At 49.6% G+C, this 13,304-nt stretch carries 11 protein-coding genes; 7 read left to right on the top strand and 4 right to left on the bottom strand.

The window, feature by feature from the left end:
* Positions 1-347: 347 nt before the first annotated feature.
* Complete coding sequence (locus tag K331_RS0117440) at positions 348-758, top strand: DUF3592 domain-containing protein (protein WP_028591304.1); 411 nt, start codon at positions 348-350, stop codon at positions 756-758.
* A gap of 238 nt (positions 759-996) precedes the next feature.
* Here K331_RS0117440 and K331_RS0117435 read toward each other — a convergent pair whose 3' ends face one another.
* Both K331_RS0117435 and K331_RS0117430 read right to left on the bottom strand, forming a co-directional pair.
* Positions 997-3,309 (bottom strand): hypothetical protein, encoded by a 2,313-nt coding sequence (locus tag K331_RS0117435; protein WP_028591303.1) that lies wholly within the window; start codon positions 3,307-3,309, stop codon positions 997-999.
* Between the two features lie 83 nt (positions 3,310-3,392).
* Positions 3,393-4,778, bottom strand: coding sequence for an SMI1/KNR4 family protein (locus K331_RS0117430; protein WP_028591302.1), 1,386 nt, complete (start codon positions 4,776-4,778; stop codon positions 3,393-3,395).
* Positions 4,779-4,986: 208 nt separating this feature from the next.
* On the opposite strand from K331_RS0117430, the gene K331_RS0117425 reads away from it, so the two are divergent.
* The 4 genes from K331_RS0117425 to K331_RS0117410 all read left to right on the top strand — a co-directional run bounded on the left by K331_RS0117425 (position 4,987) and on the right by K331_RS0117410 (position 8,020).
* Positions 4,987-5,724, top strand: coding sequence for a cyclase family protein (locus K331_RS0117425; RefSeq protein ID WP_028591301.1), 738 nt, complete (start codon positions 4,987-4,989; stop codon positions 5,722-5,724).
* A 67-nt stretch (positions 5,725-5,791) separates the two neighbouring features.
* Positions 5,792-6,466: a hypothetical protein gene (locus tag K331_RS0117420; RefSeq protein ID WP_028591300.1), complete on the top strand. Its 675-nt coding sequence runs from the start codon at positions 5,792-5,794 to the stop codon at positions 6,464-6,466.
* A 57-nt stretch (positions 6,467-6,523) separates the two neighbouring features.
* The gene (locus tag K331_RS0117415; RefSeq protein WP_028591299.1) at positions 6,524-7,093 is read left to right on the top strand and encodes a DUF1697 domain-containing protein; all 570 of its coding nucleotides are present in this window, start codon (positions 6,524-6,526) and stop codon (positions 7,091-7,093) included.
* A 147-nt stretch (positions 7,094-7,240) separates the two neighbouring features.
* Positions 7,241-8,020, top strand: a complete 780-nt coding sequence (locus tag K331_RS0117410; protein ID WP_028591298.1) for a sporulation protein — start codon at positions 7,241-7,243, stop codon at positions 8,018-8,020.
* 264 nt (positions 8,021-8,284) lie between these two features.
* Here the strand turns inward: K331_RS0117410 and K331_RS0117405 are convergent, their stop codons facing one another.
* Positions 8,285-8,866, bottom strand: coding sequence for an NAD(P)H-dependent oxidoreductase (locus K331_RS0117405; protein WP_028591297.1), 582 nt, complete (start codon positions 8,864-8,866; stop codon positions 8,285-8,287).
* A 105-nt stretch (positions 8,867-8,971) separates the two neighbouring features.
* Between K331_RS0117405 and K331_RS0117400 the strand changes: the two genes are divergently transcribed.
* Together K331_RS0117400 and K331_RS0117395 are read left to right on the top strand one after the other, a co-directional pair.
* Complete coding sequence (locus tag K331_RS0117400; RefSeq protein WP_028591296.1) at positions 8,972-9,466, top strand: MarR family winged helix-turn-helix transcriptional regulator; 495 nt, start codon at positions 8,972-8,974, stop codon at positions 9,464-9,466.
* Positions 9,467-9,827: 361 nt separating this feature from the next.
* Entirely contained in the window at positions 9,828-11,918 is a 2,091-nt protein-coding gene (locus tag K331_RS0117395; RefSeq protein WP_028591295.1) for a TerD family protein, read from the top strand.
* 224 nt (positions 11,919-12,142) lie between these two features.
* Here K331_RS0117395 and K331_RS0117390 read toward each other — a convergent pair whose 3' ends face one another.
* Positions 12,143-13,294 (bottom strand): immunity 26/phosphotriesterase HocA family protein, encoded by a 1,152-nt coding sequence (locus tag K331_RS0117390; RefSeq protein ID WP_028591294.1) that lies wholly within the window; start codon positions 13,292-13,294, stop codon positions 12,143-12,145.
* Between the last annotated feature and the right edge of the window lie 10 nt (positions 13,295-13,304).

The raw sequence follows: 13,304 nt of genomic DNA, 5'->3' as shown, positions 1-13,304 counted from the left end.
GTATACATCGGTACACGATCCTCTCTCCTGCGTATCTAGAATTGGCACACTAGCGTACGAAGGAATACGACATATCCATTCATTATAGTAAAGAAAGACAAGTATGCGTGAAATTCGGCATGGAAGTCACTCGATCTTCACATTTCGACCTATTGCTAGTAGAGATGGTATACTATAGCCACATAATGGTCACAACATTGCAAGTCTATCGGAGCAATAGACAGACCAGAAAATAGATGAAGCAGGCATACAATGAATCCGTGCAACACAACACCTGATCCGTGCCTGCTTGAACAGATAATACAGACAAATTAAATTCATTACACTGCACTTGGAGGATGATTAATTTGAAAGTCTGGCTCTTTCTCTTATTTTTCGCGCTCGCCTGGGCCTTCATGGGACTGGCCTTCGCCCTGATCGGCGTAATGCGCAAAAACAAGGCACGTAAATGGCCGTCCACAAACGGCGTAATTATCAAGAAAGGGGCATTCGCCAAAGCTGCTCCTGACCGCCGTCCTACCTTCCAATATCTAGTGAATGGCGTACAGTACGAATGCACCTCCTCCGTTCAGCAGCCTTCGGGCTTCAAGCCGGGAACTTCTGTCTCCGTGCGCTATGACCCTGAGCAGCCAGAGCGTGCGATTATCGACACAATTGCCCAGAATGGTACTATCTTCGCAAGGATTGGCTATGCCTTCCTTGCGACTGGATTAGTTCTTGCATTGATTGCAGCCGCCTTTGCCTGGAGCTCGATGTAAGGAATAGCTCGCCAGGCCGTGTATCTGCTTAGAGCATAGCTCTCGATACTTGGACATGAAAGGAACCTCTCTTCACAGGTGAATGCAGCGAAAGTGAAATGAGCTAAAAAGTGCCTGATCCGAAGACTTATGTCCTCGGCATCAGGCACTTTTTCTTTTCGTCAAACGGCCCCGGTATTTTAACCGAATCTGATTTCAGGTTGAATGATCTCGGGGCCATAGTCGTTAGCAGAAGTGATTAGGTAGAATATTGCAGGATCATCGCTTCACGTGAATATTCATCATAGGCGACCCATAGCTCATCACCCGGCACTACGCCATATACAGGTTCAATGGATTGGTAGATCTTATAGACGCTACCACCTCGCTCCACCGAGATATGGGCCAGCGGACGCTCGCTTAAGGTCCCCTCATATTGTACATCTATAACCCTTGCAGCGCCTTGCTTGCCATTCAAGAGTCTCAGCTCCCTGGTATAATCCTCTCTTTTCATGCTGACAGGTATCACAGCACCCTCTTGCAACGAGAGCTCCTTGGGCACGAACATGCTGTTCGTCCTACGAAGCTGTCCCGATCCGCCCAGACCGTTTCTCTGGGTAGTTGCCCCACGGGCTGTATGGGCAGTATCCCCAGCAGACATGCTCACTTCCATCACCATGAGCTGACGGTTCTGAATCGTCATCGGATACCGCTCTAGCCGAATGATCTCTCCCTGCATCGTTACCATATCAGAGCCCTCCAGCCTGGTTACTTGACCATAGCTGATCATTCGAATCAATCCACCGATGACAGCAAGCGTCGCTCGTTCTCCGGCTCGGTACTCGAATCCGACAGGCTGCACGACAGGGACAGCGTATTGACGATCATTGGCCCTGAAATGAAGCAATAAAGCTTGCCCTCGGCCGACCTCGCCATATTTATCGATCCGTTCAAGTATTGCGTTGTCTATATTCTGACGCTCTGACTCTGCGGGGATATCCCCTGCTGTAGCAAATACGGCACGGTTCCGCTTGCGATCATAGCTGATCAGCACAGAATCACCGACCCGCACCTCGTTCAGGTAGGAGATGACCTTCTTGATCTCTACCTCTCTCATCTGCCCCTCATCCTCAAAGCTGATTCGAAAGGCAACCATCGGCTGATGATTCACCTCCAGTCCTGTCTCCTTCATGCTGACAATCGTTCCTTGTCGCATGACACCACGTGCCACTGCACGCGCTTGCTTACGTTGCGCCAGAATGGGAACGAGTACCAGTAATCCCACAGTGAAGACTGAGATTGCAATCCAGACCACCCAATTGATCACCAACGCCCCACCTTCAAGCACATAGCTCCAAAAGCTCTGCAATGATATCGTATCCTTGCCTGCATATAGCAGCTGTAGAGCCTGTTCATAGGTTAGCTGTTGGGCCGTCGCCTGTCCCATATGCATCAGCCCAAGGGTCTTCTCATCATTTACATAATAGAGAACTTCGCTTCCAGTAGCTTTGAGAAAATGTAGGTTAGGCGCATTCAGCTCATTATAGCTGAGCTGCCCAACTAGTGGGGACACATCCGCGAACTCACCCGTTGCTCTCTGTAGCACATACCCGATAACCTGACCTTGAAGTGGGTCCTTCGCGGAGGAACCAACGATGAGCGCCTCCTCTTCATTTAGCGAGTACGCCTTGGCTTGATATACAGGCTGTGGTGTAGGGACAACTGCGCCCCATTTGTCAGTGGATGCGTTATAATATTGGGCTTGCTTCGGATAGCTGCCTTCTACCCGAACCAGTCTCGTATTATCCCTACCCAATTGCTTCGCAAGCTCTCCAACGATGCGGTCTCTTTCGTCAAAATAAGAGGCCTTATCATCTTCCAGCCCCACCGCCGGAAGTCCGTCCTGATTCAGAATGCCGCTGATGTAAGCCGTCCTGTCATCAATCAGGTCGGCCTCAAACACTGGAATTGCTGCATCCTGATCAAAGGTCTCATTTACCTTGCTTACCCGCACAGGTCTAGCTGGCAGCTGCTCTACCTGATTTAGCATGATTTTGGCCAGCTTCCCTTCATGCACCTCAGCCATAAGCAGCTCCTCGCCAGAGGTCTCACCTGCAATAAGAATTCGGTCCTGCCAGGTCATGACCCCGGAGGTCAGATAGCTGGGCACTGGCAAGGTGGACATCGCCAACTCACTGACTTCACCAGATGGATGGATGACATTCAGTTGCAAGTCCCTGCCCTCATCATAGGTGACAATAATCAATTGATCCTTCTGATAGGATACAGCCAGCACTTCATGGACATTGGCCATGATCGTGGTCTCTTGCAGCCGCTGTCCCGTCTCGCCATCAAACATATGTAGTCGCATGCGGATTCTGTCTGGCTCATTAGTCAGTACAACTACCTTGCGCCCTTCATCAAAATAATAGAATGCCTCCGCTTCGGAATTCTCATAAAGGTTATCAATCTTATCCGTGTAATCATTCCACACAAAAATACTTAGCAATATTACAGGGAATAGAAATATCAGGTTCATGAACAAGCGACCAAAGCTGAACTTACTATTCATTGGTATCTCTCCTTTCATCCACCTGTCATTTCCGACACAGGCGAATCTTGGGCAAAAGCTATACCTTCACCCTTGGTCAAGCCTTACGGCCTGCTGCTCAGCTCCTTACGAAGTACACCTCTGACCTGATGCAAGGAAGCCGGGACCTCCTGCTCTAGCTCCTCTAGTGAAGCAAACGGGAACTCCTTCAGTCTGTGAGTTACATTGGATCGAATATAGCCATCATTCGTAGGGTTCTGCACCAGCAATTCCTCGTACACCTCTAGCAGACCCACTTCCGTCACTCCATGAAGCGCCTGCAGAGCGATTAGCTGTACATAGGATTCTGGGTCCCGCAGTGCACGTATAAAGTCAGCAACATGCTCGGACTTGACCTGTACCTGGCTTTTCCCGGCCTGGTATAACGACTGTACCCGGAAGTCCTTATCCGGATGAGTGAAGAAAGGCAGCACCGAGGGCAGCATATCCACATCCGCAGCATCCAGTATATAGCCAGCAAAGCGAAAGGTCTCGATGTCTTCAATCTGTGGTAATAACGCCAACAGCTCCTCTTCAAAGCTGTACATCCCTTCCGGCATGGACCATTGAATGCTCTGGACAGCTGGCAGCCAGGCTGCTTGATCCACCTCCTGCAGCCACCTGCGGATGACCGGCTCTGCCTCAGCGAAGCGCGATTTCGCCAATACCTGTAGCGCATTGTAGCGAATCTCTCCCGTACTCTCCTGACATAGCCGCAGCAAAAATTCTGCCGTGTCATCATGAATGACCGGCAGCTTGAACATGCCCTTCAGAGCCTGCATCCTTACATCGTCCCTCATCGTTGACGCATAAAGCTGCATCAGCACACGGTCGTCGCCTCCACGAGTCGTTCCGAACCAGGAGCTGTTGTAACGAGCTATAGTCTCATCCAGCCAGCGCTCGTACCAGTCCAGAAAGGTCTCTTCATAGGTAACAAAGGTCTGATGACTCTCCAAATCCATATAGATTACTTTGCCACGAAGCTCTCCCGTAACGACTAGCATAGTCTCATAGCTACAGCCCTGCTCACCAATATTCAGCAACCCTTGTGTCATTTCCGCTATGTATTCATCATATTCGGTATCGCTCATCTCATCCGTGTCAGCCTTCACAGCGTAATCAGCATCCTCGATGATCCCATCCAGCAGGCTTGTAGATTGAATTGCTGATGGCTTATGTAGCCGTTCCAGCTCCATGGATTGGTTGGTACCTAAAGGGTGAACTCCATAATATGGGCCTGCCCCTCCGTTACCAATGTCTGTCAGAAATGCAACATAGGACTCTGGTAGGATAATTCCATGTACCTGCTCGAACTCCTGAAGTTGTGCATGGTGGAGTGGGGGATTTAGCTTATAGCGATGGGAACTGGCTCCGAACACCTCACATTCCTGGTCTGCTTGCGCAGCAAGCGGAAGCTTAAGCCTAATTCGGTCCAATTGTTCTTTAAACATTTTTTCCACTCCTTTCCTCTTAATTATATTAAACTTCCTCTTAACCGTATAATCTTACTATAGACCTAATTTTCATTGCGGATATTCAAGCAACTGCTCTGATATAAATTACTAATGATAATTATTCACATCTGTATTATGATAATTATAACTTTTATCCAAAGTATTCCTTTTTCTATAATCCAACAAAAATATATGAGGTGATTAGATGTCTAATGAGCTGATCAAGACGTTGCAATGGCTGAAGCAAAAAGAATGGGTCGATCTGACACATACCTTTGGCCCGGATTCTCCCCATTTTCCCGCCTTTGCTGCCGCACAATTCACCACCCTGTTCGACCATGACCAGGGCTTCTTTGCCCAAAGCTTTACCTTCCCTGGACAGTACGGCACCCACCTGGATGCCCCGATTCATTTTGTCCGAGGCAAGCGATACCTGGAAGAGCTGGAGCTGAAGGAGCTGGTACTACCTCTGATCGTCATTGACCAATCATCTGCAGCCGCTGCCGACCCTGATTTCACTCTGAGTATCGAGCATATTGAGCAATTCGAAGCACAGCATGGTATCATTGAGCCGGGATCATTCGTTGCACTGCGGACGGACTGGAGCAAGCGTTGGCCAAGTCAGGAAGCCTTCGAGAACAAGGATGCCGAAGGCAACAGCCATTCACCAGGCTGGTCTGTGGATGCACTGCGCTTTCTATTCACCGAGCGAAAGATCACAGCCGTCGGGCACGAGACCTTTGATACAGATTCTGCAATAGATGTCAGCAAGAACGGTTCCCTCATCGCTGAGTACTATGTGCTGGAGCAGGACGCCTATCAGGTTGAGCTGCTCACCAATCTGGATCGTCTGCCTGCGAAGGGAGCTGTCATCTTTAACATCGTGCCGAAGGCTGCCAAGGCCTCAGGCTTCCCTGTTCGATCCTTCGCTATTTTACCGTAATCACAACAGTATTGCTGTTTTTCACTCAACTTATATTCTTCAACTTATCGTAGAAAGGATACTACTCATGCACAGCTTTCAGAGCCAGCCGTTGCAGCAATCATTGACTGCCTTCATCACACAGCATCACCAATACAATGAAGCCTACGGCCTGTTCCCTGGCAATGAAATACGCTTCTACACGCAGCCAGCTACGCCGCAGATCGATGAGAGGATTCCTATGTCCCCCGAGCTGACGGATTTCTACACACACTGCAAGATCAATGATCCTGCAGCTGAAGGCACCAAACGAATGAAGCACGCAACCATCGAGATCGGTGATGGTCCGTTCTTGGACTTTCCTGCGCCCGAGGAGCTATACCGTCAGCAGCTCGGCTACCGCTGGATCACCACGGTAGACCCGAACACACTGGTGACTTCTCCGCACTGGCCTGAGCCTCACGTCGTCATAGCCAACTCTAACAGTGACCCCATCATCGTCGATACCTCTGTCCCGGGCTCGCCCGTGTATGGAGCCATAGAAGGTGGTCAGGCGAAGCTGCTTGCCCGTTCACTCGCTGATTTTTTCCAAGCGCTAGCCATCCTGATTGAAGCTGCTCTGGCGTTCGATGGACAAATAACGGATGAAGACACCTACGAGGTCAAGCCAGATTATGTTAAGCTGATCAAGGAAAAATTGAGTTCCCTGTTAGAGGAAGAGATGATCCATCATTTGCTGGATTACTTATCCATAAGTGAATAGTCCTATCGGTCATCCAGCCTGCAAAATATTGAATTCGAATAAAGGTGGCCACGTGAAATGATCTATGCTGCTTTATTGCGGGGAATTAATGTCGGTGGACATAATAAAATCAATATGAAGCTCTTAAAGGCTACTTTTGAGCGGATCGGAATGAAGCAGGTCACCACCTATATTAATTCTGGCAATATTGTGTTTGCTTCCGATCCGCTGCCTACTACTGAGCTTGCTGTCCAGCTGGAGCAGGCCATCGCTGCTGACTTTGGCCTCGCCATCCCTGTGTTGATTCGCAGTCTGTCAGAGATGGAGCGAATCATCACCACCCTCCCTGACGAATGGAGCAATGGCGACACCATGAAGAGCGACGTTCTGTTCTTATGGGAGGAGATAGACGACAGCTCAGTGGTGGAGCAGCTTCCGCTTAAGGTCGACACGGCAACCGTCCTCTATACACCTGGAGCAGTGCTGGTATCGATCCCCCGCGAGCTGGTGACTCGCAGCGGCATGAACAAGCTGGTCGGTACCCGCCTGTATGCCGCCATGACCATACGCAATGTCAACACGACACGGCAAATATACAAGCTCATGCAAGCTGCTGCTCAGCAGGACCCTGCTGAAGGTGAGAACTGAATATAGGGATATAAAACAAAGAAAGGGAGCCATACAGCTCTCTTTTCTTTGTTTTATATTTTTTTTCAAAATGGCCTTCCGAAACTGAAACCTCTAATTTTCTTACGGCGTATCATTGTGTAATAAATCATCAAGGAGGCTAACACAATGTCCATGTTCAAAAAAATGCTCGCCAGTGTTGGGATCGGAGCAGCCCAGGTTGATTTGATGCTACACGAGTCTCATGTTCGTCCAGGCGACACGCTCACAGGGGTTGTACGTATCCAGGGAGGACGGGTCGAGCAGCAGGTCGACGCCATCTATGCCTTCGTCAAGACCAACTACATAAAAGAACAGGACGACAAGAAATACAACGTGGAGGCCACTGTATCCAAGCATCAGCTTACAGGACCCATGCTGGTAGAGCCTGAGCGCACCTACGAGTTCCCCGTCTCATTCGAGCTTCCAGCGAATACACCTGCTACACTTGGCAGAACGCCTGTCTGGATTCAGACCGGATTAGATATTAAGGATGCTGTAGATCCTAAAGATCGGGATATGCTGCATGTTAGTCCGCATCCTTATGCTGCTGCCGTGCTGGCGGCTGTCGTGGATCACTTGGGCTTCCGGTTACGTGAGGTAACTTGTGAATACACGCCAAAATACAGCAGCTCGGGACAGCCTTTCGTGCAGGAATTTGAATTCGTCCCTGCGAGTCAATTCCGCAGCGAGCTGGATGAGTTGGAGATCTTCTTCACACCTTACGAGCAAGGCATTGAATTGCTGCTGCAAATTGATCGTAAGGCACGCGGGTTATCCGGCTGGCTGGCAGAAGCAATGGATGCCGATGAGCATTTCGTAAAAGTCAACTTTAGCAGCCGCGATATCGAGCAAGGCCCTCCGTTCATCGCGAGTGAGCTGCAGCGACTGATCAGATCGTACGTATAGACTTTGACTACAACATCAACTTCGGGAATCAAGCTGGCTGTCACAGCCATTTTTCATCAAATATAGCCACATTCACAACGGGAGGACATAAGTCTCTCCCGTTGTCTTCGTCCTTGCGCTCCGCTCTACAGCTGCAGCAATTACACCAATTATTGCAATTAGACTGTACCGAGCTCCGGGGATGATCCATCTGGACACTTGTTGTGACTGCCACTGGTCGTGACTGCTCAAGTGCTGCAAGCTTCATATCTGTGCTGGCATGGCCTACATCGCCTTAAAGTATCGATAGATCTGCTCCAGTCGTTTGGACTGCTGACCATTCTTTTTCTCCATCGAGCCAAACTCGAAAAATTTCACCTTCTTGATACCGATATACTGAAACAACGCTCGCTTCATCAGTACCTTGTGTGCATTATTCAGCCACAGCAACGGGTATCTCGTCGGCCCCTCCATCGTGGAAATGACCACGACAGATTTATTCTTCAGCAATCCCTCTGGCATGAGCCCTCCAGATTTGCGATAGGCAAAGTTCGTCGACATGATTCGATCTATGTAACCAAGCAGCATGGCAGGCGGACGTCCCCAGAAAATCGGATAGATGAACACATATTGATCTGCCCACAACAATTGCTCTCGGTACTCCTTCATCTCCGGGTCCTGATATAAATCTCGCCTCCGCTTATGCTCATTGAAGACCAAGCGTGGGTCGAAGTCCTCCTCATACAGATCAAGCACCTTGATCTCGCCAGCACGTGTATTTTCCGTCAGTCCCTGAACGGTCTTCTGCAAAAAGGCATAGTTCAGACTTTGATGATTGGGGTGAGTGTAGATAATCAGGGTTTTCATTTGGCACCTTCTTTGTTATCATTTGATAATAAGCTAGCACAATATTTAAATAGTTGTCAATAGATAATTATCATTTGAAAATAATCCACAACTTGAGGTGACTATATGAATGCCAAAGAAGTACTTTTCCAACAGACGGTGGCTTTCGTAGCCTCGGTGCATCAGGTGCATACCGAATGGACTAAGCTGATCCACATGGAGGGCATCACACCGCTGCAATACCGTATTATCGAATATTTGATGGTTCATCAGCCGCTATCACCCAGCCAGATTAGCGCATGTATGGATGTCTCCATGCCGAATACAAGTCGTGAACTCAAGAAGCTTACAGATAAGGGGCTATGTGTAAAATTTAATGACCCTTCCGATCGGCGTAAGCAGTACTTTCAGCTATCTCCAGCAGGCGAGCAATATATGGGACAGGCATTTGCATGTATGCAGGCACAGCTCAGTACACAGCTAGAAAGCTTGAGCGAAGCAGAGCTTGGTCGGATTACGGAAGCGATGCAGCTACTGCAAGCGACCGTGTTCAAGACAGTCAACTTGTCATCTTCTACACCTACAGATAGAGCTTCAGCTGAACATTTTTTGGGTTCGTAATACTTTCGCCATGTTCGTAGCCTCCCGAATACGGCAGAATGAGTACCAAGAGAACGGTGCTGCATCGACGATTCGCTCTGCGGATTACAGTTGCCCCGCCTCCCTCCAGGCTATTGCCGTCCTTCCTTCTCTCTATTGATAAGATATAGGGCAGCAGCTCTCCTGGTCATTCCCCATCAGGCTATCGCATATCTTCCTTCTCATCCAATTGATATGGCCATAGATATGCGGGTTCCCTGATGCGGGATTCTTATAAAGGTTACGCAAGCGAAAGGAGGCAGCCGTGACTCCCTGCTCTCAATCATCCCAAGGACCCTGTTCCCAAGGACTTAGCAAGAGGTTCACAGGCTAATAATGACCTATGAATAACAACGATATTTTATTACGTAGACAACGAAAATGGGCTGTGCAGCCAGGAAGGCACGAGCTTCCTCTTCCCTATATAGCAACTGCACTTAAGAATATAGAACAACTCGGCTTCACATGTTCCCCTGCCCTGATCAAGGTGCTCTCTACCCTGACTCCAGCTGCTTTCGTAAAGGAATACAAGCAGTTGGTCCGTCAACTCAAGACGCTGGTCGGCGCTAATGTTACTTACACGCCGTTGTTCCCACGCTTCCCGAATGATCTCATTGAAGAGGGCGATGCCAAGCTATACGTCCATAATCTATTGCATTATTTCGGGCTGGCTATGCCTGAGCGTGAACACACTGCACGCCCGTCCCTGATCGATCATCCAGAGCTGAAGGTTATTGAGCTCGGACATCAGGAAGATCTGCCATATCTCATCAGTCAATTAATTCAGGCAGGAACCTCCATATCGGCTACGGATCGGGAGGATATTGAGCAGGTCATCGCTTCCACGGAGGATATCTCTTCACTCTTACCTGCTCACATTCCGCACAAGGAAAATGCCAGCTTCGTAGTTGCTATGCTCCTCCGACACGGCAAGGCGAGTCCTGAGCACATTACTTCCTACTTCAAGACAGCTACAGACATATTGCGGCTGGCAGTCGCCCTGTCTGACGGAGATATCAGCCTCGCCCAGAATACCCGCTTCCGCAAGTTCAAGCGTAGTGAGCGACGCTTGTTGCTGGCGCTACTGGAGCAATGCTCGAGCATCACTGAGGATATGCTTCGCTACAAGGAGCCTTGGATTCGACTTGGTGAGATCCTGCATCCATCTGAATACAAGCAGCGTTATCCGCAATGCTTCGCCGCCTTTGATCTGCTGCGTAACAATCGCCCGTATGCTACCTTCGGAAGCAAGGTTGAACTGGCACTCCGCTGGCAACAGACCGATGATGCTCTGCTGCTGCTTGCGGAGCGTCCAGGCGAGCTGGCGCGTAGATTGGATCACCTGCTGCGCACGCACCCGGAGCCCTATTTCGTAACCGAGCTATTTGGTGACGTCATAGATCAGATATCGACGCCTACACTGCTCCAGCTCATTACGCATTTTACGCAACGCAACGATGAACGGGCATGGCGAACTTTTTTTCCAAAAGGAAATACCGCCAAGGCCTACACCATACCCAATCTTCTGCCAAAGCTGGATACCACACTATGTGCTACATTGGTGCATCTCATCCGTCAAGCGCTGCTGGATCGCTTCGCTGAGCTTCCATCACTGGGCAAGGTCTACATTGATGAGCAATTAAGACAGCACATGGTGCCATTCTCCCAACGCTCAGCCAGCAAATCGCTGCGCACACTCGTTCGCGGAAGCCGGATGAGCCTTCCCGAGGGGAATACCGTGCGCTTCTTCCTGTGGTGGAAGGAAGGCGTCGTGAACGGCAAGCCGACTGGCCGCGTGGATATTGACCTGTCTGCAACGCTATTCGACACAGACTGGAACTACATGGATCATATTTCATACACACATCTAAGCTCACGGAAATTCAATGCTGCACATAGCGGTGATGTCGTTACCGCTCCGAACGGAGCCTGCGAATTCATCGATCTGGACATCGAATCTGTGATTGGTAATGGTGGTAGATATGTACTTACCTCCCTGCATTCCTTCAATAGCCAGCCGTATTGCGATCTGCCAGAATGCTATGCAGGCTGGATGATGCGCAAGCGCCCAGGCTCAGGCGAGGTCTTCGAGCCGTCTACGGTGCTGGACAAAGTGGATATTACCTCCGATACACAGATTGCGGTTCCAGTCATTCTCGATCTGGTGGAGCGCACAGTCATCTGGTGTGATCTGTCGTTCACAAGGGATGTGAGCCATCGTAACAATCTGGAGGGGCATTTGTCCGGCCTCGCTCTAACTGGATATACAATGGCGAACTTACGCAAGCCCAATCTGTACGATCTCTTCCTCCTTCATGCAGAGGCACGCGGCCAGCTTGTGGCTGCACCGGAAGAAGCGGACCTTGTATTTTCTGTTCACTCCGGCATCACTCCTTTCGATCTGGAGACGATTATGGCTCAATATATCGCTTAGCTTATAGGTATCCGCTCCATTCTCACCAGTACAAGTAAAGGGCTGTTCCCAAGTGCCTCAGCACAGGAAAACAGCCCTTCTGTTATGTACTCATGTCCCCATAGAGTTTTACCCGCATATACTAATACCTTGAACAGCTATACTTGTACTACCTTGGTACTCATCTACTGATAAGTCTTCTTCGTACGATCACTTGAGTCCTGCTCAACGCTCAATCCTGCTACTCAACGCTGCCCGTATGTTCGGGCCACATAGTCCAAATACTGCACTCGTGTAAGTCCACCTGTCCGACTGTTAAATTCGTCATAGGAGATTTCTGCCGGGAAGCCATACTCCGCCAGAGCCCTGCCGCGCTCCACCTGATACACAGCATTATCCAGCGCATGGGACCAGCTCCGTTTCTCTGGAGCCCCAAAAGAATCCGAATGCAATCCTGCATACACTCCATGGTTCAAAAATTGAAGTCCCGACTTGAAGTCTGTCTCCGCGGCCAGCTTGGACACCGTGCCAAGCCCCCACGTCAGCTTATAATGCTGCTCCTCCCCTGTGAATCGGGCCTGCTGCCCATACCCCATCGGGAACAGCACATCATCCTCTGTCAAGGTCTTATGAGCGACGTATTCATAAGCACCGCGCAGGAATCGATCATCCATTACGATCCATGTCTGCTCTGATAACGGAGCGGCAATAATCTCCTCCATGGAAGGGTTGCGGCTTGTGGTCTTATATAGATAAGGCCGTACGAAAAGCGGCATGGTCATCACACTGTTCCAGATGCTCTCTTTGCCAAATAGCTTATCCTTCTGCATGCGGCGCAGATCTCCAATAACAAGTACATAACCATCCGTATGCAGGTCCAGCTCTACCCGAAAAATATCGCCCGGAGTTGCCTTATACTGCTGATTCTTCATATACTTGAGCCGCTCCAGCTTGCGTTCATAATCGGCAGGAACTATCTCCGGCAGGCGCTTCAGCCACGCTACGATCTCATCCTTGTCCTTCAATTGCTTGTAATTGAAGAATGGCAAGCTTACAGAATTCCTGTTATTCACAGCAGAAATATAGCTTATTGAATCTCTTTCACTGATGCCTGTCGAGAAGGTAACCCCCTCTGCCTTGAAGCCGCTGACGCTGGTGTAATTAAGCTTCTTCTCCTTGCCCCTAGCCGTCTTGGGCAATACAAACTGGCGCTCTCTGGTAACTATCTCAACGTCGGCCTCAGTATACGAAGCATTACTTACGCTGATTCGCTTTCTTATCACTTCGCCATCAAAGCATACCCAGAAGCCTTTGCGTAGCTCCGTCAGCTCCCAATGCTCCTTCAGCGGTTCCAGACCAACATAATGACGTATTTCATTCGTCAGCCATGCTTCCATTCGCTACCAC

The sequence above is a fragment of the Paenibacillus massiliensis subsp. panacisoli DSM 21345 genome (assembly GCF_000426545.1).
GTDB classification, from domain to species: Bacteria; Bacillota; Bacilli; order Paenibacillales; family Paenibacillaceae; genus Paenibacillus; species Paenibacillus panacisoli.
The sequence above is the reverse complement of the archived record's forward strand: the minus strand, read 5'-3'. Positions and strand labels throughout refer to the sequence as shown.